This is a genomic window from Mesorhizobium sp. M1295, from assembly GCF_040318135.1.
In the GTDB taxonomy this organism is placed as follows: domain Bacteria; phylum Pseudomonadota; class Alphaproteobacteria; order Rhizobiales; family Rhizobiaceae; genus Mesorhizobium.
In genome coordinates this window covers 150,672-170,925 of record NZ_JAMYLU010000010.1, presented here as the reverse complement: position 1 = coordinate 170,925, position 20,254 = coordinate 150,672, and the positions used below count along the sequence as shown (strand labels likewise).

Sequence of the window (20,254 nt, the reverse complement as noted above, 5' to 3'; positions counted from 1 at the left end):
GGCAGCCAAGCTTTGCTAACAAGCCTTATTCGGCCGGCATCGCCACCGGACGTGCGGCCAGGTGTCCCGCCAGCATCACGCCCAAACCAATGATCGGGAATGCCGCCGCGACCACGCCGAGGTCGGCCGGTGCGCCATAGCGCAGCACCGCGGCGCCAACCACGGCACCCAGTGCGACGCCGAGATAGAGTGCCGAAGCGTTCAGCGACAGCACGATGGGCGCGGCATCGGGCGCCAGCTTGATGATGCGGCTGGCTTGCGCCGGCGGGAATGCCCAGCCGACGATGCCCCACGGCACCATCATGGCCATCAGTGCCGGCCCGGCGATCTCGCGCGGCAGGAATGTCGGGATCAGCGAAAACGTGACCAGCATGGCGGCACTCAGCGCCAGTGACCAGCAGACGGTGCGCGTCGCGCCGAAACGGTCGGCGGCCTGCCCACCGCCGATATTGCCGATGACCGCGCCAACGCCGAAGGCGAGCAGCATTCCGGGTAGCGCGATCGGGCTCAGGCCGCCGCCTTCGATGGCGAGCGGCGCGACAAAGGCAAAGACAGTGAAGGCGCCGATCAGTGCCAGGATCGTCGTCACCAGGATGGGCATGACGCCGGGGCGGAGTGCCGCTGCCAGCCGCATCCGGAGCGGTAGCCTGGTGCCGACGATGCCGCGCGGCAGCCGGTACCACAGGATCGCGCCGGCGAGCGCGCCAAGGCCGGCAATGGCAAAGAAGGTGCCGCGCCAGCCGGCAACCGTCGCAACAAGCGCGCCAAGCGGCGCGCCGACCGCCACCGCAACCGTGGTGCCGCCGACGACCACGGCAATGGCGCGGGCGCGGTGATGATCGTCGACAAGCGCAACGGCCGTTCCCTGCGCGGTCGCCGCGAACAGGCCTGACGACAGCGCCATGACGATGCGCGCGATCAACAGCAATTCGAAGGAGGAACTCAGCGCCGCGGCGACGTTGCCCAACACGAAGAACACCAGCGTCCACAGGATGACGCGGCGCCGGTCCCATTCGCCAGTCAGCGTTGCCAGGATCGGCGTGCCGATCGCATAGGCGAGCGCAAACGCCGTGATCAGCGTGCCGGCGAGCGGAACGGAGATGGCGGCATCCTTTGCAATGTCGGGCAAAAGGCTGGAGATGACGAAACCTTCGGTCGAAATCGTGAATGATCCGAGCGCAAGCCAGATGAGGCGCTTATCCATGGCAATTTCCTTAGTTCAAAGGTTATTGAACAATTGGACATAACAGGGCATGATGTCAATGAGCTTGTGCAGACTAATCGAACCCTACTGACAGCCCTGTGTCAGGACAGGCCCGAATACCACCAGAACCGCGAAGGATCAGATGCGTTGAAATCGGCCCCGAATGTGCTTAATTCCTGGTCATGACCTTGCCCCATCCCACCGCCGACCAGATCAGCCTGCCGAACGTGCTTGCCGTGCTCGGCGACCCGACGCGACTGGCCATCGTGCGCTATCTCGCGAGCAAGGAGGGCGTGCCGCTGAATTGCAGCCGGTTCCTCGACCTCTGCTCGAAGACCAATCTGAGCTACCATTTGGCCAAGCTGCGTGAGGCCGGCGTTACCCGCACCGAGGCGGTTGGCACCAGCCGGCTGATCACGCTGCGCCGTGACGATCTCGACCGCCGCTTCCCGGGCCTGCTCGACAGCGTGATTGCCGCGGCCGGCGACGATGCATCGTTGCCGGCGGTCGGCGGCCATGAGATCGAAGTCCGCGCCTAGAGCGACCCCGAAGCTGCATTCCGCTCTCGCCCGCTTCGCGAGGTGAGGAAGATAATTGTCCTCCAGCCATTCCAACAAACGGAGCCTGCCATGCGCATCGCCGTCCTCGCCGACATCCACGGCAATGTCCTGGCGCTCGACGCCGTGCTCGATGATCTGCGGCGACGCGGCGGCGCCGACCTCATCGTCAATCTCGGCGATTGCGTTTCCGGCCCGCTGTGGCCGCGCGAGACCATGGAGCGGCTCGAGGCACTCGACCTGCCGACGGTGCGCGGCAACCACGACCGCCGCGTTGCCTACGACACCGCCGACGAGACCATGTGGCCTTCCGACCGCTACGCGCATGAACGGCTGACGGCAGCCCAGCGCGAGGCGCTGTTCGCGCTGCCCGTCACGCTGGAGGTGGCGCCTGGCGTGCTCGCCTTCCATGCCCGGCCCGACCACGATGAAAAATACCTGGCTGACGCGATAGTCGACGGCCGGCTGGTGCGCGCCCCACTGGCCGCCATCGAACGGCGACTCGGCGCGATCGATCCCGCCTGCCGCATCATGCTTTGCGGCCACAGCCATCGTAGCGAGCTGGTCCGCATTCCCGGCGGTCCGGTCATTTTCAATCCAGGCAGCATCGGTTGCCCGGCCTATCACGACGATACGCCGCCGGCGCATGTCTCCGAACAAGGCTCGCCGCACGCCCGCTACGGCATCATCGACCTGCATCCCGATCGTTTCGAGGCCATCGCCGTCGACTATGACCACGAGGGGGCGGCGCGTCGGGCCGAGCAGGCTGGACGGCCCGAATGGGCTCACGCGCTGCGCACCGGCTTCATGCCGGGCTGAGCTTGCTCATGCCAGGCTGAACGGATGACCGCCTTCGAGCGGCAGGCAAGCAGCCTCGATGGCCGCGACCGGTCCAATCTTCACTTGTCGGACGCGGATCGCTTCGATCGCCTGGCAGGACGTCGGGTTCTGGCCGCCGAAGTCTTGGCCGCCGAAGTCTTGGCCGATGAAGCCTTTGGCCGTGAGGTCTTGGGCGCCAGTTGCGTTGGGTTGAAAGTCTGTGCAGGAGCCGATTCGGATCCGGCCCGAATGTCGGCGTCGCGCACCTGCTGGCCAAAGTTCAGGCCGGTCAGTTCTTCAATCTCGGCCACCGTCGAAAGGAACTCCGATACCCTGGCAATTTCAAGCGGGTCGTCGAATGCCTCGGCACGCCCACCGAACGCTTCGGGCATCACTTCCAAAACCGGCTTCTGGTCCGCCAGCAGCGCGATGGCGCGCAGGCCAGTTTGATCGGACCACAGCGCGATCTTCCAGAACTTGAGCGGAATATGGCTGTCGAAGCGGTAAGGAGGATCGTCCTCGCGGAACACTGGGCCTGCAAACACCGTGACACGGCCTCGCGTCGTATAGGCGTTGCGCAGCACATAGGTTTCCACCGCGCGCCATCTCAGTTTCCCCTTGGAGCCGGGATGGTCAAGCGAGCTTCCCTGATTGAAAAAGCCGACTTGCGGCGCAGCATTGGGATAGAAGAACGTGTCCCGTTCTGCCGCGACCGCCTCCTGATCCACTCCCCATGCAGGGTCGCCGCGAAGCGTAATATGGCCCTTCTGGAACATTCGAGCTATTCGTTCCTTGGATTTTGGGACGGGAAATCCAGGCACATTCTGGCTCGAATAGAATTCCTGGGTCATCTGCTCGCCAGGGTCGATGCGACGGTCGGGCCGGAAAGCGTCGCTGGCTTCCGAACCGGAAATCGACTCTACCCCCAATTCGACAAGCGACGGGTTGTCGATGACGGTCTTGTCCTCACGATTGACCGCCTTGGTGCGGGATCCATCGATATTGCAGGCTGTGACGAAGGCAAGCCTGCGATCGGCGTTCATCAAGATCGAAAAATGATGATAGCGCAATTCGTGTGGGTCCTCGCCCGGTTTGGCAAGGAGGTTTTTGGCCAACCGGTAGGGTGAATTGGCAACCGTCGGCATTGGCAGGACAAAGCCCGCTATGAAGCCGGGTTCATACCCTCCGCGATCGTCGAAATCCTCCGTTTTCCAACCCGCGGCCTCGGCGATGGCCACCTTCGCGGGTTCGCTTGCCGGGCCTTTGCCGTCGTTTCGTCTTGCATCGCCTCCGTCGCGGTCGATCAAGGGCGCCCGGACATTTATCTCGACGGGAAAAGTCCAGGTGACCGAGCCATCGGCGTTGTGTCTCGTCGCCGGTGGATTGTCATCCGGTTCCGGCCGCTGCACCGACTTGTCCAGCACATCTTCGCGAATGTCGGCGTTCAGCCGAACTGTCTCGTCCATCATGCGCGGCGTGCCGGCCCAAATCGCCAGAGCTTGCGAAACCGCCGATGCCGAGGAGCCCGGCAGCCTGGACTTTCTAGCGCCCAGATCGTCAACGATGGCGCTGATCCTTATGCCTTCGTTGATCTCGCGCGTCAGCGCATAGCCACCTATGCCCGTCACCTCGTGGAATGGCCCTGCCCAATGGTGCAGGGCAATTGGCTCCCATTCATTGTTGAAAACCGGTGAACCGGAGGAACCCTGTTCGGTATCGGCAACATAGTGCAGCACTTGAACCGTTTCGTCGCGGGCCACCAGCCGGTTTTCACGCAGCACCAGTTCCTTGAAGCGGCCATCGGGGTGCTGAACGATGTTGGCGATTTCGCCAAGCATATGCTTGTCGCGCGCGTCCGACAGCGAGATAAAACCGAACTCCTCCAGTTCCTTTGGGCCGGAACGCCGCTCACCGACCCCGATCAGCGTATAGTCCAGACCCTCTATGCTATCGGTCACGAAACAGAATTCAGGATCGAGCAGGAACGTCGTCGGCGTGCGCACGGCATTCGCACCGTCCTGCTCATAATCGAACTGGACCTGGAAGCGCCGGGAATCTGCCGGCGACGAAATCACATGGTTGTTTGTGAGGAACAGCCTTGGCCCGACCAGAAAACCCGATCCTTGTGGATTGCCGTTGAGAAAGGCAACGCGGCCGACCGCATCGGCCACACGGCGCCCACGCTCCAGAAATGCGACACCGATGAAATCGAGCGTTGGGCCGAGAATTGCCTCCGGTCCTGGCTGTTTGGCGGCGGCCTTTCTCTCCCCGGCAGACCTCATGTCGATTGCTGCCGATATCATCTCCGCTTCGGTGCGGCTGAGCGACGCTTTTACCTGCAATCTGTCGAGTCGCCTGGAGAGGGTCTGTTCGGCGGCCAGCGGATTGCCGTTGGCGATGTGACCAAGTGAAGCCTCAATTTCCGCGCGCGTTTTCTTGATACGCTGGCGAACTATGTTTTCCACCTGCGCAAATATTTCAAGGTCGACCATATTGCCCTCCTCAACCTTACTTGAGAGAGTGCATATTTACATGAAATGTGCAATATTTTGCCGGCTTTTAGTTCACGAAAGTGGCTTGCTCCGCGATTCAACACGCGGCACCTTACTCATTTTCGGGCTTACGCAGCGCCGCCTCGTCGCCTATAAAAACCGGCTGGCGTGCGATGGCGTTTCCGTGCCTGGCCGCGCCTTCGGCAATGCAACCTACCGCCCATGGCAGATGATTAGGCGCACAATAACACTCCGATCCCCGCTGCTTGCGCTGATTGCCGCTCCGCTGATGTTGGCGGGCCCGCCGGCCAGTGCCCAGGAGCCGGAGCCCATCATCTCGATTGTGACTGGTCTCGCTCCGGGTGATCTCCTGAACGTGCGCGCCACGGCATCGGCGATGGGCAAGATCGAGGCGCGGCTGCCGATTGGTTCGAGCGTCAAAAATCTCGGCTGCGGCGACGTCAGCGGCCATCGGTGGTGCAAGGTTGAAGACATTGACGACCCCAAGCTGAGCGGATGGGCGCCCGCGCGCTACCTCGACCCTATCAATCCCCAGCAAGTGACACCCCAGGCGACGGCCAATACGGAGAGCCCTGCCTCCCAACCGCTACCCGATCTGACAACGCGCCTCGGCGCGACCGCTCCCGAAACGGCGCTGAGCTCCGCTGACGCAATCGGCAGGGTGGCGATCGAGGATGCTTACCGCCTGGCCCTGGCCGCTGGAAACCCCTCGACTGGACAGGTTGATGGATCGGCGCCCGCGGCTGCCGACCCCGTCCAGAATTTCGGCGCGGCCAACGCGGCGCCTCCGCCCGACGCACAGACCGTTGCGCGGCTACAGCCGCCGGGGACACCGGTCCCTGGGACCGGCAACGCCATCCCCTGCGCGCGCTATCTCGGCCAGCCGATGACCAGTTGCAAGGCGGCGGTCGTGCGCACCGGCGACAAAATCGACGTGACCGTGACCTGGCCCGATGGCGGCACGCGCATCATCAGCTTCCGGGCCGGCAAGCCGGCCGGTGCGGACGCACCCGGCGAATTCCGCTTCACCCGCGAAGGCAGCCTGAACATGATCCGCATCGGTGCTTCCGAGCGTTTCGAGATTACGGATGCTTTGGCGTTGGGGGATAGTGGTAAGGGAATAAGGCAGTAGGGCAGTAGGGCAATATGTTTAAAGGGCGCTCGAACCTACTGCCCTACTGCCCTACTGCCCTACTGCCCTACTGCCCTACTGCCCTACTGCCCTACTGCCCTACTGCCCTACTGCCCTACTCCCCTACTCCCCTACTCGCATTTTAGGGGGTTACATCCGGCAAAACTCTTCCCTATAAGGCCCTCCTAGCCTGATACCAGAATCGCGAGCACAACCGGCCGGGTCATCCCGTCCGGCTTTTTGTGCAAGCCGCCCGCCGAACGGACCCTCGACATGCCAAGACGCACCGACATCAAGTCGATCCTGATCATCGGGGCCGGCCCCATCGTTATCGGCCAGGCCTGCGAGTTCGACTATTCCGGCACCCAGGCCTGCAAGGCGCTGAAGGAAGAGGGTTTTCGCGTCATCCTGGTCAACTCCAATCCGGCCACCATCATGACCGATCCGGAGCTGGCCGACGCCACCTATATCGAGCCGATCACGCCGGAAGTTGTGGCCAAGATCATCGCCAAGGAGCGGCCGGACGCGCTGCTGCCGACCATGGGCGGCCAGACCGCGCTCAACACCGCTCTGTCGCTGCGCCGCATGGGCGTGCTCGACCGCTATAATGTCGAGATGATCGGCGCCGACGCCACGGCCATCGACAAGGCCGAGGACCGCGCTTTGTTTCGCGAGGCGATGAACAAGATCGGCCTGGAAACGCCGAAGTCGATGCTGGCCAACGCCACCGACGTCAAGAACGCCGACCGCAAGACGCACGAGGCCGAGCGCGCCGCGCTGAAGGCCGAGAAGCCCGAAAACCTCGACGCCGCGCTCGACGCGCTGGAGACCAGCTGGAATCTCGGCGAAGGCGACCGCAAGCAGCGCTACATCAGCCACGGCATGGCGATTGCAGCACAAGCGCTCGACCATGTCGGCCTGCCCGCCATCATTCGCCCGTCCTTCACCATGGGCGGCACCGGCGGCGGCATCGCCTACAACCGCGCCGAATTCTACGAGATCGTCCAGTCCGGCCTCGACGCCTCGCCGACCACCGAAGTGCTGATCGAGGAGAGCGTGCTCGGCTGGAAGGAGTATGAGATGGAGGTCGTCCGCGACAAGGCCGACAATTGCATCATCGTCTGCTCGATCGAGAATATCGACCCGATGGGCGTGCATACGGGAGACTCGATCACCGTCGCCCCGGCGCTGACGCTGACCGATAAGGAATACCAGATGATGCGCAACGCCTCGATCGCGGTGCTGCGCGAGATCGGCGTCGAGACCGGCGGCTCCAACGTCCAGTTCGCCGTCAACCCGGCCGACGGCCGCCTGGTAGTCATCGAGATGAACCCGCGCGTCTCGCGCTCGTCTGCGCTGGCCTCCAAGGCGACCGGCTTCCCGATCGCCAAGATCGCGGCCAAGCTCGCCGTCGGCTACACGCTGGACGAGCTGGAGAACGACATCACCGGCGGCGCGACGCCGGCCTCGTTCGAGCCGAGCATCGATTATGTCGTGACCAAGATCCCGCGCTTTGCCTTCGAGAAGTTTCCCGGCGCCGAGCCGGTGCTGACCACCTCGATGAAATCGGTCGGCGAGGTCATGGCCATCGGCCGCACCTTCCAGGAATCGCTGCAGAAGGCATTGCGTGGACTGGAAACCGGCCTCACCGGCCTCGACGAGATAGAGATCCCCGGCATCGGCCATGGGAACGCGCCGGCCAGCCATGTCGATGACCGCAACGCTATCCGCGCCGCTCTGGGCACGCCAACGCCCGACCGGCTGCGCATGGTGGCGCAGGCGATCCGCATGGGCACCTCGCTGGAAGACGTGCACGCAATGTGCAAGATCGACCCGTGGTTCCTCGAGCAGATCGCCGGCATCCTCGACATGGAGGCGCGCATCCGCGAGCACGGCATCCCGCAGGACGCCGCCAATCTGCGTATGCTGAAGGCGATGGGTTTTTCCGACGCCCGCCTCGCATCCCTGGTGAGGAAGGACGTCGAAGAGATCCAAAAAATTCGCGAAAAACTCGACGTTCATCCGGTTTACAAGCGCATCGACACTTGCGCCGCCGAGTTCGCTTCGCCCACCGCCTATATGTACTCGACCTATGAGGTGCCGTTCGCCGGCGCGCTCGCCAACGAGGCTCAGGTATCGTCGCGCAAAAAGGTCGTTATCCTCGGCGGCGGCCCCAACCGCATCGGCCAGGGCATCGAGTTCGACTATTGCTGCTGCCACGCCGCCTTCGCGCTGCGCGACGCCGGCTTCGAGGCGATCATGATCAACTGCAACCCGGAGACCGTGTCGACCGACTACGACACCTCCGACCGGCTCTATTTCGAGCCGCTGACGCCGGAGGACGTGCTGGAGATCCTGCGCGCCGAACAGGCGTCGGGCGAGCTGGTCGGCGTCATCGTCCAGTTCGGCGGCCAGACGCCGCTGAAGCTGGCGGATGCGCTGGAAAAGGCCGGCATCCCGATCCTCGGCACTTCGCCCGACATGATCGACCTCGCCGAAGACCGCGACCGCTTCCAGAAGCTCTTGCACAAGCTCGGCCTCAGCCAGCCGAAGAACGGCATCGCCTACTCGGTCGAGCAGGCCCGCCTAGTCGCCGGCGAACTCGGCTTCCCGCTGGTGGTGCGCCCGTCCTATGTGCTCGGCGGCCGTGCCATGCAGATCATCCACGACGAGAGCATGCTGCAATCCTATCTGCTCGACACCGTGCCCGGCCTAGTTCCGGAGGACATCAAGCAGAAATACCCCAACGACAAGACCGGCCAGATCAACACGCTGCTCGGCAAGAACCCGCTGCTGTTCGACACCTATCTGTCAGGCGCCATCGAGGTCGATGTCGATTGCCTCTGCGACGGCAAGTCGACCTACGTCTCCGGCATCCTGGAGCACATCGAGGAGGCCGGCATCCATTCCGGCGACAGTGCCTGCTCCCTGCCGGTGCACTCGCTGCCCTCGGAACTGGTCGACGAGCTCGAGCGCCAGACGGCAGCCCTTGCCCGCGCGCTCAATGTCGGCGGCCTGATGAACGTGCAATATGCGATCAAGGACGGCACCGTCTATGTGCTGGAGGTCAACCCGCGCGCGTCGCGCACCGTGCCGTTCGTCGCCAAGACCATCGGGCGGCCGATCGCCAAAATTGCCGCCCGCATCATGGCCGGCGAAAGCCTGGAAGACGCCTTCGCCCATTACGGCGCCATGCCCGACCCGCGCAATCCCGGCCACATCGCGGTCAAGGAAGCGGTGTTCCCCTTCGCCCGCTTCCCCGGCGTCGACATCTTGCTCGGCCCGGAAATGCGCTCGACCGGCGAGGTCATGGGCCTCGACCGCGATTTCGCGCTTGCCTTCGCCAAGAGCCAGCTCGGCGCGGGTGTTGATCTCCCCCGCGCGGGCACGCTGTTCGTCTCGGTGCGCGATGAGGACAAGAAGGGCATCCTGCCGGCGGTCAAGCGCCTTGCCGGCCAGGGCTTCAAGGTGCTCGCCACGTCAGGCACCGCCCGCTTCCTCGCCGAAAACGGCGTCGCCGCCGAGAAAATCAACAAGGTGCTGGAAGGCCGCCCGCACATCGAGGACGCCATCCGCAACCGCCAGGTGCAGATCGTCTTCAACACCACGGACGGCCAGAAGGCGGTCTCGGACTCGAAGTCGCTCCGCCGCGCCACGCTGATGCAGAAGGTGCCGTATTACACGACGCTGTCGGGCGCGGCTGCGGTGGCTGAGGCGATTGCGGCGCTGCGGGCGGGAAGCCTCGAGGTGAGACCGCTGCAGGAGTATTTTGCCTAGGGCGATTAGCCAATCTCCCTCCTTGTGGGGGAGATGGCCGGCAGGCCAGAGGGGGGCGCTGTCCCGCCGGCGCTTGTGAACCTGCCACTATCCGCTCAGCGCTGATACCGACAAACGATTAATCCGCCGCATCCAGCATGAAACGGCGGTCGGCTTGCTTCCTCCAAACATACATCCTCACGTCACGCTCACGCCGATCGCCTTTTGCATCGAACGTCAGATCGCCAACCACGGTAGGGATCGGCTGGCCTGATCTTATGGAAGCGGCAACAGCCCTTGGTGCCTGGACTCCAGCCATTTTGATACCATTGGCGATCACTTGAACAGCCGCGTAAGTCTTCAACGTATAGGCTTCCGGCTCGAAACCTTGCGATCGAAAGCGCCTGACGACGTCCTGTGCGGCTGGGTTATCACGGTCCTCGAATGAAAACATGATCAGGGTGCCTTCAACTGCCGGCCCCGCTATTGCCGACAGATCTTTGACCATAGCCCCGTCCCCGGAAATGAACTGGACTTTCAATCCGGCCTCGCTGGTTTCCCGAATAAGCCGCCCGAAATCATCGGCGAGCCCCGCGAAAAAGACCGCTCCGATCTTTGCGGCCTCGATCTTGGCGACGAGTCTGGAGAAGTTGGCTTGTCCAGGCTCAATCCTACTGAACAGCTTTTCGGGTCGGCGCTTGGCCAACAATGCCTTTCTCGCTTTTGCGGCTAAGCCATCGCCATAGGGTGTGCCGTCGCTCACAATCGCCAGATTTCTTGCGGAAAAGTGTCCTGCCATATACTCGCCAGCAAATGTGCCCTGCACATCGTCTCGTCCCGCCGTACGGATGGTGTTCCATAGCTTGGCGTCGGTGAGTGCAGGATTCGTCGATGCCGGACTCACCATCAACGTGTTGTTCTTCGCGTAGATGATCGACGCCGGGATTGAAGCGCCGGAATTGTAGTGGCCAATGACGAAGCGAACACCGCCTTTTGCCAGCTTCCTAGCGACGGAAATTGCCGCGTCCGGCCTGCCCTCGTCATCAAGAAATGTGAGTGTTATCTTCCGCCCACCGATGCCGCCCTCACCGTTGATATCGTCCGCTGCCAGTTGGGCACCACGCCGCATCTCCTCGCCATAGACGGCCCAATCTCCGGTCATCGGCCCGACCACCGCCATAGGGATGTCGGATGATTCCGCGACGGCAAGGCGGGGTGCAATTGTCGCCAGCAAGGCAAACACCGCCAATCCAAGCAAGCGCAAAAGGACAAATCTCTTCGGCAATTTGCTCAATGACTCACCCTCCGTATCCCCGGGCGAGATCTGAGGAGGAATTCACTTGAAACACAAGCAGAAATTGCCGCTTTTCTCTAGGCACCATATGATCCCAGCGCGTAAATAAAAACAGCTCAGCCGCCTGCTTGTCCCACCCCGATCAGTTGGACTAGCCGAGAAAACCAATAAACCGCCCCGCAAACAGCACGGACGTCCACAACACCAGCGAAAGCGCCGCCAGGACGATGGCGACCCCACCAGCCGGCTCGTCACCGCCTTTTGCGCGGCGCATGAAGACGAGGAAATTGGCGCCGGCGAGGAGGATGAGTGTCATCTTGGCGAGGAAGATCGGCATCGCCGCATATTCGCTCGCCCTGACTGAAAACAGCAGCGAGCCCGTGACCAGCGCACCGCCGAACGCGCCCAATGCGGTGCGGCGCAGCAGCGCCACGAACGCCGGCTGCGGCAGTGAGCGGAAGGCGCCCAGGATCCTGAGGTCCATCAGCCAGACGCTGGTCAGCAGCGCGCCGATCGACATGATGTGCAGCGCGTTGACAATGGGGTAGGCGACGAAGGAGGCCTTCAGTCCCCGCACAAGCGCGAGTTGCTCGATGCCGGCGAAAAACCCGTCCATTCAGGCCGGCGGCACGCGGTCGGGATAGACATCATAGGTCTTGCCGCCGACGATGATGCGGACTGCCTTCATGCGCTTTTCGCTCTCGTCGCGCGAGCGGTGGCCGATCGCGGTCACCTCGTCGCCGACCTTGGCAACACCTTCCGTGAAGCCGGCGGCAATGGTGCGGGAGGGCGGAGCCATCTCCACCCGCCAGACCGCTCCCTCGGCGTCGACATCCAGCGTGGCGTGCGGATTGCCGATATAGATGGCCGTGATCCGGCCCTTGAGTTCGAAAAACCCGTCCTGCGTCCACGACCAGCCATGATGGGCATAGGCTGCGGTGGCGGCGGCCAAGATCACCGCCGCGGCCAGCGCGACGCTCCGGTTGAAAGGTGACTGCATCGCTCGTCTCCTCGGTTCCGGCATTAGAGGGTAGGTCAGCGCGCGGCAGCGTCAAATCACATGAGGGCCTTTTGGGGCGCTGCGCTCCACAGCCATGGTAACGGCATGGATCCTAGGGTCTGCGCTCCGCTTCGCGTTCGCTCCGCCCTAGGATGACGAAGCGAGGGGAGGTTCCAGCCAATCTCCAACGTCCGCGATTGGCCTTATGCACTGTACCTTCGTCATCCTAGGGCGGAGCAGGAGCGAAGCGACGTCGCGGAGACCCTAGGATCCATGCCGTTACCTTCGAGCGTCGGAGCCTCTGCTGAACATCGCCGCACTTACCGAGGCGCTTGCCCCGAACCTCACCCCGCCCAATCCACCTCGACCATTCCCAGCCGCTGATAGAGCCTGACGGCGGCGGCGTTCTCGACCGTGTTGGTCTTGAGGTCGACATGCACCGCGCCCCTTGCCTGAAACACCGCAAAGGCGTGCCGCATCAGCGCCTCGGCGATGCCCTTGCCGCGCGCCTCGGGATGGACGGCAAGGTCCTTGACGAAAGCCCGCGTCCAGCAGAGTGCCGCGCCCGCCAGCCGGCCCTTGCGGTCGATGACCAGGAAACACAAAGCGGGATCGAATTCGGCGTCGCCCGAAATGCGCGGCCACCATTCGTCGAACGGCCCGTCGGCTCCGTCGTCGAACACCGCGGTCAACAGCGCATGCAGAGCAAGCGCATCGGCGGCTTCGAAGCCGCGCATGAAAAAACCTTCTGGCCAGCGCGGCGCCAGAAGCGTGTCGTCGAGGACCTTGCGCAGTCTTATTTCGTTTGGCGCCGGCGGACGCGGCTCAGGCATCGGGCTGCATGCGGCGGCGCAGGCGGTCGCTGCCGAGGCCGGTTTCGCCCAGCATCCCCCTGCGTTTGGCGTCGTAATAATAGCCGCTCTGGTAGAGCCGGTCGGCGCGCTTGGGGTTGCCGCCTGAGACCAGCCAGGCGCCGCGCAGATATTTCACCGCATATTTCAGATTGGTCTCGGCGTCGAACAGGCCGCTCGCCGGCCCGTTATAGCCCATGCCGCGCGCCGTCGCGTGCTTGATCTGCATCAGCCCCCAATGGCCGCGATTGTAGGCTTTCGGGTTGAAGGTGCTCTCGCGGTTGACGACGCTGCGCACCAGATCGACCGGCACCTGGTAAAGCGCGGAATATTTCTCGATCAGCCGCTCGATCTCGCTGCGGCCGCCGGCGTTCGACTGGCCCTCTGCCAGGTCGGTCGCGGCCAGAGCGGCCGGGTTCTGCGGCACGGTGTACGAAACCGGCTGAACGCCGGGCATGGCGGCGGTCTGTTCGGTGACCGGCATGGCGAAAGCGGCCGTTGCGATGGCTGGCTGGGCATCGGCCGTCATGACGGCTGGCGCAGAAGCCGCCAGCGGCGGCGGCCCGGCAAAGGCGGCGGCCGGCTCGACCGGCAGCGCTGCCGTCTGGGTGAGGCCGGACGGTTCCGGCAGGACCGAAACCGTGTCGGGCAGCGCCAGCGTGAAGCCGGCATCGGTGTTGGCAGAGTTTTCCGTGAAGGCGGGCGCCGAGGTCACCGGCGAAGTCGAGGTGCAACCGCTGAGAGCGGCCACGGCCAACACCGCCGCAAGGACGGGAAAGAGGAATTTTGCTGGCAAGCGGCGCTCGGGTCCGGTTCGTCGGGTGTTAAGAAGTCCTTACACCAGCATCTTTCCCCCGGCAATCCGCGGTAGGCGGTGGTTTTCGGGTGGCGAGCCGGGCCGGGAAATGCGATATTGTTCTGGATTTGTACTTCGAAGGATTCCGGAAAGGAGCACGCCATGGACGCCTCTCATGCCACCGCCGGCCACGCGGTATTCGAAACCGTGCTCGGCTTCATGGGCATCGCCTGGAGCGATGCCGGGCTGACCCGGCTCTGCCTGCCGCAGCGCAGTCGCGACGCGGTGGAGCGCCGGTTGCTGCGCCATGCCTCAGACATCGACCAGGCAGCCAAGCCCGAGCCGCAATGGGTTACGGAGCTGATCGCCTCGATCAAGGCCTATGCCGCCGGCGAGGATATCGATTTCTCCGGCGTGCCGGTCGATCTCAGCGGCGTCGACGAGTTCCGCCTGGCGATTTATGACGCGGCACGAAAGCTCGCCTTCGGCGAAACCACCACCTATGGCGAACTGGCCAAACGCGCCGGCCATGCCGGGCTGGCGCGTGAGACGGGCGCCGCACTCGGCGCCAACCCGGTGCCGCTGGTCATCCCTTGCCATCGCATCCTTGCCGCCGGCGGCAAGATCGGCGGATTTTCCGCGCCCGGCGGCTCGGCCACCAAGGAAAAGATGCTGGCAATGGAAGGCGTACGCGTCGGCCCGCCGCCGCCGGCACAAGTGTCGTTCGGGTTCTAGGTGTGCTGATATTCAGGTGACGCCCGCACCCCTGGGACGTCAACCGCCCCTAATCCGGAAGCAGGCGCCGGCGGAAACGCCGGTCGATCTCCACCCGCTTGCATTTGTAGACGGTGCAGGAATTCGTGTCGGCACTCGGCACCGAGGCCCGCGCCCTGACCTCGCCGATGTCGCAGAATTGCTGGCTCCGCACATAGCGGTCGTAGAGCGCCAGCCCCGGCACGCGCGCCGATCTGTAACGCAGGATGACGGCGCCCTCGCGCGCGATCGTCGCCTGCACCTTGCCGCAGCTCACGCGCGTCGGGTCGTAGCGCGAGACCGCCTGCGCCTCGGCGGCCACCAGCGTCAGGCAAGCGGCAAGCAGAACGATTTTCATGGCCCTCTCCCCCAAAACCCGGTCGCGCCCGAAGCCGGCGCGGTCTTCCCGCGTCAGGCGCGCAACGACGACGCTCTCACGCGATTGGGGCGGCCGTTGGGCAGCGTTGCCGCCGCGCCATTTTCCGCCCCGTCTTGTTTTTCGCGCGAAAGCATATTATATGCGGTCCATTGATATTTCGGCCGATCGATCCGGGCCTCGCGATATTCGCGTTTGCTGACGTTCTATCTCCAAAATCTCGATACAAACCGGCTGGGTTTCGGTCCAGTCAAACTAAAGCAAACGTAAAGGACTATCGAAATGGCAACAGGTACGGTCAAGTGGTTTAATTCCACCAAGGGTTTCGGCTTCATCCAGCCTGACAGCGGCGGCGCGGACGTTTTCGTTCACATCTCCGCAGTCGAGCGCGCTGGACTGTCGACCCTGGTCGAAGGCCAGAAGATCAACTTCGAGATCGAGCAGGACCGCCGCACTGGCAAGTCGTCCGCTGGATCTCTGAGCAAGGCAGCCTGATTTTGCGAATGGTGCGCGCCGGGCGATAGCCCGGGGCGCGCGGCAAGTCACGGATGTACTGGCGGTCGCGCGAGAAGCGCGCCGGAGCGAAAGACCCCGACAAGTCGAAGCAGCAGATTGCTGCCGGCCCGGCCAAAACGCTCCCGATCAGGCTACCAAGCATGGGAAGGCGGGATTTTGTCCCGCCTTTTTGCTGTCTGGATTCCGATGAACCACCGCCTTGGTCCTGTGGGACCACTTTGTGGTGTTTTTACCCCGGTCATGGTACCATCAACCCATGAGCAAGCTTGAACAGATTGAGAAATCCGTCGCCGAACTAAGCCCCGAAGAGCTCAAGGCGTTCGCCGCATGGTTCGAGGCGCTGCAGGCCGACATGTGGGACCAGCAGTTTGAAGGCGATGCCAAGGCCGGCAGGCTGGACAGGCTTGCCGAGCAGGCCTTGGCTGATCATCGCGCCGGCCGGACTCGGCCTCTGTGAAGCATTTTGCCACTCCCTCGTTTTGGGAGGCTTACGCAAAACTGCCCTCGTTGATCAAAGCAAAGGCGAACAGACGTTTCGCCAAACTGAATTCTGAGCCGTTCCACCCGTCGTTGCATTTCAAACAGGTCGGGCGCTGTTGGTCGGCGCGGGTTGATGTCAATTACCGCGCCGTAGCTGTTCGCGACCACGATGACGTGGTCTGGTTCTGGATAGGCACCCATTCGGAATATGATCGCCTGCTGAAATAGCCGCGCGTCCATTCACGCCACGGGCCGAAAGCCGCTAGCGCGACGTCCGGAGCGAGCCGCGAAGCGGCGATAAGCGTGAGAACAGAATTAAGGCAGCCACTCCAGCGGCACATGCCCCGGGTCGGCCTCGACCCGTTGCAGCCAGGCGGCGACCGCCGGATAGGCGTCGAGCTGAAAGCCGCCCGTCTCGGCCGTATGCGTATAGGCATAGAGCGCAATGTCGGCGACGCTGAGCGCACTGCCGGCGAAGAAGCTGCTCCCGGCCAGGTGCTTATCCATGACGCCGAGCGCCTTGTTGCCGCGCTCCAGCGTCAGCGCCAGCCGCTCGGGCGACGCGTCCTTGGCTCTTTCAGGGAAGGTCAGCAGCGCTCTGCGCACGGCGATATAAGGCTCGTGGCTGTATTGCTCGAAGAACAGCCACTGATAGGCCAGCGCGCGTTCGTATCTGTCCGCCGGCAGGAACCGCGTGCCTTCGGCGAGGTAGAGCAGGATGGCATTGGATTCGGCCAGCCGGCGGCCGTCGTCGAGTTCGAGCAGCGGCACCATGGCGTTCGGGTTTTTCGCGACATAGTCGGGCTTGCGCGTGTCGCCGGTGTGCGAGCTGACCTCGACATTGGTGAAAGCGATGCCGAGCTTGGCCATCAACAGGCGCGGCTTGTAGCAATTGCCGCTGTCGATCATTCCATAGAGTATCATCGGTGCTCCACCTTACTCGCAACCACCCGTCTCAGGGCTTGATCCAGCCTCTATCGCGGCAGCGGCGGCTTCATCCAGTGATTTGTTTTGGCGTAACCATCAGCGCCGCTGATGCATTTATCCGAACAAGGGAATGACGTTGCTATCCCTGCCAAGCAGCCTGTCGATCGACAGCGGCTCCTCGTCGAACAGCGTTCCGGCCAGCGCCGGCCGGGCGAGGTAAAAACCTTGCAGCAGGTCGACGCCGCCGTCCAGCGCGACGCGCAGATGCGTGGCGTTCTCGATGCCTTCGACCAGCACCTTGGCGCCACGGTCGTGCAGCGTCGAAACCAGCGGCCGGAAAAACCGCTCGGCGGCGGCATGGCGGCAGAATTCGGCGAACCAGGTGCCGTCGATCTTGACGATGTCGGGCTGCACCAGAGCGACCCTTTCTTCCGTCGAATGCCCGGTGCCGAAATCGTCGATGGCGATACGGACGCCGTCGCGCCGCATCTCACGCGCCAGGCTGACAAGCACCTTGTCGCCGGCCGCCTGCTCGGTGATCTCGCAGACCAGCATGCCGGGATGCAGGCCGAAATCCGCCAGATGCCTGGTCATCAGCCTGATTTCGGCCAGCGCCCGTGCGGGGTCATCGTTGATCAGCGGATTGTAGTTGAAGAACAGGTCGAGCCCGTCGACGCCGATGTTGCGGAAGTTGCGCAAATGCAGCACCCGACATATGGTTTCGACAAACAGCCGATCCGCTGCCGGCAGGCCTTCGAAGAACATTTGCGGCGCCACCGGCCTGCCTGCACGATGCGGCTCGATCAGTCCCTCGACCGCGACGGCGGCGAGAAATCTGCCGCGCGGCGCGAAGACCGGCTGGTAGGCGCTCCTCAGCCGGAATGCGCCGTAGACGCCATATTCGATGCCGACCTCGTCGGCAAAGATCGCTTCGCCGACCTTGCGCCGCATATCGGCTTGCCCGGTCACGATGCCACCCTGCGGCCAAAGGGCCGCATCGGCCGTCGCGATGGCGGAACCGCCGCAGGCACCTTCTCCGCATCGGCCGACACCGCGGCCGCCTGCCCGCTCGTGTCGAAGACGCGGAAGCTGGTCGGCGCGAGCTCAGGGCGTGCCAGCACGTAGCCCTGCACCATCGAGGCGCCCGACTTTTCGGCAAGCTCGAGCTGCCAGCCCGTCTCGATGCCCTCGAACACCGTACGGATGCCTTGCTCTTCGAAGCTGGTCACCATGGCGGTCAGCAAGGCGAAGCCGGCACCGGATTCCATCAGCGTCATGATCCAGTCGGCATCGAACTTGACGATGTCCGGCCTGAGTTCCTTGATGCGATTGATGTCGGATTCGTCGGCGCCGTAATCGTCGACGGCAATGCGCAAACCGTTGCCCCTGAGCGCCTCGACGAAATTGTAGAGCGTTTCCTGCGACGCCGATTTCTGCTCGGTGACCTCGCAGACGACGCGGCGCGGATCGATGTCGGCCTCGTGCAGCACCAGCCGCATGTCGCGCAGTGCCTTGTCGGCGATGCCGCGGTCGGTGAACACCGACGGATCGAAATTGATGAAGATCGAGGCGTCTCGCGGTAGGCAGGCGCCGGCGTTCAGAAGGTGCAGCGTCCGTGTCAGCGCCTCGATATGCAGGCGGTCGACCGCCGGACAGCTGTTGAAGAAACTCATCGGCTGCTGCGGCTCGCCGTCGCGGAACGGCCGGATCAGCCCTTCGAAGGCGACGACGGAAAGCTTGCCCTTGTTGAAGGCGAAGATCGGCTGGAAAGCGCTTTGCAGCGTATAGAGCCCCCAGACACCGCTGGCGGTGCCGTCATCATGGCGGATGATATGGGCAAGCTCGATGCTGCGCGTCACGGTTCCTCGCTGTACGAGACTGGCAGACCGGCCACGGTCCTGCCCGTTCAAGCTTTTACCGATCGTTGATGAATTTATTGTTGCCAGCATTGCGCGCTGGCTCATCCGACAATGCCTGCGCTGGGCTTGCGCCGGGGCTTGCGCTTGACCAGATGATGCGACATGAGAGGCGCCGCGGCGCCTTCGCCGCGCCGGTCCTTTCTGGAGATATCTCTCATGGCCTTTCTTGCCGACGCCCTTTCGCGCGTAAAGCCTTCCGCGACCATCGCGGTGACGCAGAAAGCGCGCGAGCTGAAAAACGCCGGCCGGGACGTGATCGGGCTGGGCGCCGGCGAACCGGACTTCGACACCCCCGACAACATCAAGAACGCCGCAATCGAGGCGATCCGCCGCGGCGAGACGAAGTATCCGCCGGTCTCCGGCATCGTGCCGCTGCGCGAAGCAATCGCGAAAAAGTTCAAGCGTGAGAACAATCTCGACTACCGGACGGAGCAGACCATCGTCGGCACCGGCGGCAAGCAGATCCTGTTCAACGCCTTCATGGCGACACTGAACCCCGGCGACGAGGTGATCATCCCGCGGCCCTATTGGGTGAGCTATCCCGAAATGGTAGCGATCTGCGGCGGCACCTCGGCCTTTGTCGAGACCTCGATCGACAACGGCTTCAAGTTGACGGCGGCCGTGCTGGAGAAGGCGATCACGCCGCGCACCAAATGGCTGTTGATGAACTCGCCGTCCAACCCCTCGGGCGCCGCCTATACCGAAGCGGAGCTCAAGAGCCTGGCTGACGTGCTGTTGAAGCACCCGCATGTCTGGGTGCTGACCGACGACATGTACGAGCATCTGACCTATGGCGACTTCGTCTTCAAGACGATCGCCGAGGTCGAGCCTAAGCTTTATGAGCGCACGCTGACCATGAACGGCGTGTCGAAGGCCTATGCCATGACCGGCTGGCGCATCGGCTATGCGGCAGGCCCGGTGCCGCTGATCAAGGCGATGGACATGATCCAGGGCCAGCAGACCTCCGGCGCCTGCACCATCGCCCAATGGGCGGCGGTCGAAGCGCTGAACGGCCCGCAGGATTTCATCCCGAAGAACAAGGCGATCTTCCAGGGCCGGCGCGATCTCGTCGTCTCGATGCTCAACCAGGCGCGCGGCATCACCTGCCCGTCGCCGGAGGGTGCTTTCTACGTCTATCCCTCCTGTGCCCAGCTGATCGGCAAGAAGACCAAGAGCGGCAAGGTGATCGACAGCGACGAAACCTTCTGCTCGGAACTGCTCGAGGCCGAGGGCGTGGCGGTTGTTTTCGGCTCGGCCTTTGGCCTCGGCCCGAACTTCCGCATCTCCTACGCCACATCGGAGACACTGCTCGAAGAGGCCTGCACGCGCATCCAGCGCTTTACTGCCTCGCTGGCCTGAGA

Annotated in this window: 20 protein-coding genes; 9 read left to right on the top strand and 11 right to left on the bottom strand. The window is 63.4% G+C overall.

The features are described from left to right. Positions 1-25 precede the first annotated feature (25 nt). On the bottom strand, positions 26-1,204 hold the full coding sequence (locus NKH29_RS16480) for an MFS transporter (protein ID WP_023719359.1): 1,179 nt from the start codon (positions 1,202-1,204) through the stop codon (positions 26-28). Between the two features lie 182 nt (positions 1,205-1,386). On the opposite strand from NKH29_RS16480, the gene NKH29_RS16475 reads away from it, so the two are divergent. Together NKH29_RS16475 and NKH29_RS16470 are read left to right on the top strand one after the other, a co-directional pair. Beyond that, entirely contained in the window at positions 1,387-1,743 is a 357-nt protein-coding gene (locus NKH29_RS16475) for an ArsR/SmtB family transcription factor (RefSeq protein ID WP_023719360.1), read from the top strand. Positions 1,744-1,833: 90 nt separating this feature from the next. Beyond that, the gene (locus NKH29_RS16470; protein WP_023719361.1) at positions 1,834-2,580 is read left to right on the top strand and encodes a metallophosphoesterase family protein; all 747 of its coding nucleotides are present in this window, start codon (positions 1,834-1,836) and stop codon (positions 2,578-2,580) included. An 80-nt stretch (positions 2,581-2,660) separates the two neighbouring features. Here the strand turns inward: NKH29_RS16470 and NKH29_RS16465 are convergent, their stop codons facing one another. Beyond that, complete coding sequence (locus NKH29_RS16465; RefSeq protein WP_023719362.1) at positions 2,661-5,072, bottom strand: DNA/RNA non-specific endonuclease; 2,412 nt, start codon at positions 5,070-5,072, stop codon at positions 2,661-2,663. Positions 5,073-5,157: 85 nt separating this feature from the next. Between NKH29_RS16465 and NKH29_RS16460 the strand changes: the two genes are divergently transcribed. Beyond that, positions 5,158-6,225, top strand: a complete 1,068-nt coding sequence (locus tag NKH29_RS16460; RefSeq protein ID WP_348633221.1) for an SH3 domain-containing protein — start codon at positions 5,158-5,160, stop codon at positions 6,223-6,225. A 273-nt stretch (positions 6,226-6,498) separates the two neighbouring features. Continuing rightward, positions 6,499-10,002 (top strand): carbamoyl-phosphate synthase large subunit, encoded by a 3,504-nt coding sequence (carB, locus tag NKH29_RS16455; protein WP_352546843.1) that lies wholly within the window; start codon positions 6,499-6,501, stop codon positions 10,000-10,002. 118 nt (positions 10,003-10,120) lie between these two features. Here carB and NKH29_RS16450 read toward each other — a convergent pair whose 3' ends face one another. The 5 genes from NKH29_RS16450 to NKH29_RS16430 all read right to left on the bottom strand — a co-directional run bounded on the left by NKH29_RS16450 (position 10,121) and on the right by NKH29_RS16430 (position 13,877). After that, positions 10,121-11,275, bottom strand: a complete 1,155-nt coding sequence (locus tag NKH29_RS16450) for a branched-chain amino acid ABC transporter substrate-binding protein (RefSeq protein WP_051409674.1) — start codon at positions 11,273-11,275, stop codon at positions 10,121-10,123. Positions 11,276-11,426: 151 nt separating this feature from the next. Continuing rightward, a complete protein-coding gene (locus tag NKH29_RS16445) occupies positions 11,427-11,891 on the bottom strand; it encodes a hypothetical protein (RefSeq protein ID WP_023719365.1) in 465 nt (154 codons plus the stop codon). Then, on the bottom strand, positions 11,892-12,275 hold the full coding sequence (locus NKH29_RS16440) for a DUF6152 family protein (RefSeq protein ID WP_023719366.1): 384 nt from the start codon (positions 12,273-12,275) through the stop codon (positions 11,892-11,894). Positions 12,276-12,619: 344 nt separating this feature from the next. Then, positions 12,620-13,108: a GNAT family N-acetyltransferase gene (locus tag NKH29_RS16435; protein WP_023719367.1), complete on the bottom strand. Its 489-nt coding sequence runs from the start codon at positions 13,106-13,108 to the stop codon at positions 12,620-12,622. Further along, positions 13,101-13,877: a transglycosylase SLT domain-containing protein gene (locus NKH29_RS16430; protein ID WP_353000137.1), complete on the bottom strand. Its 777-nt coding sequence runs from the start codon at positions 13,875-13,877 to the stop codon at positions 13,101-13,103. Before NKH29_RS16430 ends, NKH29_RS16435 begins: the two co-directional genes overlap by 8 nt. Before the next feature lie 207 nt (positions 13,878-14,084). Here NKH29_RS16430 and NKH29_RS16425 point away from each other — a divergent pair, with 207 nt between their 5' ends. Further along, positions 14,085-14,657: a methylated-DNA--[protein]-cysteine S-methyltransferase gene (locus NKH29_RS16425; RefSeq protein ID WP_352846715.1), complete on the top strand. Its 573-nt coding sequence runs from the start codon at positions 14,085-14,087 to the stop codon at positions 14,655-14,657. 49 nt (positions 14,658-14,706) lie between these two features. On the opposite strand, the gene NKH29_RS16420 is transcribed toward NKH29_RS16425, so the two are convergent. After that, positions 14,707-15,033, bottom strand: a complete 327-nt coding sequence (locus NKH29_RS16420; protein ID WP_353000135.1) for a hypothetical protein — start codon at positions 15,031-15,033, stop codon at positions 14,707-14,709. A 300-nt stretch (positions 15,034-15,333) separates the two neighbouring features. Between NKH29_RS16420 and NKH29_RS16415 the strand changes: the two genes are divergently transcribed. From NKH29_RS16415 to NKH29_RS16405, 3 genes are all read left to right on the top strand, one after another. Then, positions 15,334-15,546 (top strand): cold-shock protein, encoded by a 213-nt coding sequence (locus tag NKH29_RS16415; RefSeq protein WP_023678332.1) that lies wholly within the window; start codon positions 15,334-15,336, stop codon positions 15,544-15,546. A gap of 277 nt (positions 15,547-15,823) precedes the next feature. Continuing rightward, entirely contained in the window at positions 15,824-16,024 is a 201-nt protein-coding gene (locus tag NKH29_RS16410; protein WP_352495012.1) for a hypothetical protein, read from the top strand. After that, a complete protein-coding gene (locus tag NKH29_RS16405) occupies positions 16,021-16,275 on the top strand; it encodes a type II toxin-antitoxin system RelE family toxin (RefSeq protein ID WP_352791406.1) in 255 nt (84 codons plus the stop codon). The genes NKH29_RS16410 and NKH29_RS16405 overlap by 4 nt, the downstream gene beginning before the upstream one ends. An 87-nt stretch (positions 16,276-16,362) precedes the next feature. Here the strand turns inward: NKH29_RS16405 and NKH29_RS16400 are convergent, their stop codons facing one another. The 3 genes from NKH29_RS16400 to NKH29_RS16390 form a co-directional block, all read right to left on the bottom strand. Further along, on the bottom strand, positions 16,363-16,971 hold the full coding sequence (locus NKH29_RS16400) for a glutathione S-transferase family protein (RefSeq protein WP_353000134.1): 609 nt from the start codon (positions 16,969-16,971) through the stop codon (positions 16,363-16,365). Between the two features lie 117 nt (positions 16,972-17,088). After that, positions 17,089-17,943 carry an EAL domain-containing protein gene (locus tag NKH29_RS16395; RefSeq protein WP_353000132.1) on the bottom strand — a complete coding sequence of 285 codons (855 nt, stop codon included), beginning with the start codon at positions 17,941-17,943 and terminating at the stop codon, positions 17,089-17,091. Further along, positions 17,940-18,833 carry an EAL domain-containing protein gene (locus tag NKH29_RS16390; protein WP_023719375.1) on the bottom strand — a complete coding sequence of 298 codons (894 nt, stop codon included), beginning with the start codon at positions 18,831-18,833 and terminating at the stop codon, positions 17,940-17,942. The genes NKH29_RS16395 and NKH29_RS16390 overlap by 4 nt, the downstream gene beginning before the upstream one ends. Positions 18,834-19,049: 216 nt before the next feature. On the opposite strand from NKH29_RS16390, the gene NKH29_RS16385 reads away from it, so the two are divergent. Beyond that, positions 19,050-20,252, top strand: coding sequence for a pyridoxal phosphate-dependent aminotransferase (locus tag NKH29_RS16385; protein WP_023719377.1), 1,203 nt, complete (start codon positions 19,050-19,052; stop codon positions 20,250-20,252). Positions 20,253-20,254 lie beyond the last annotated feature (2 nt).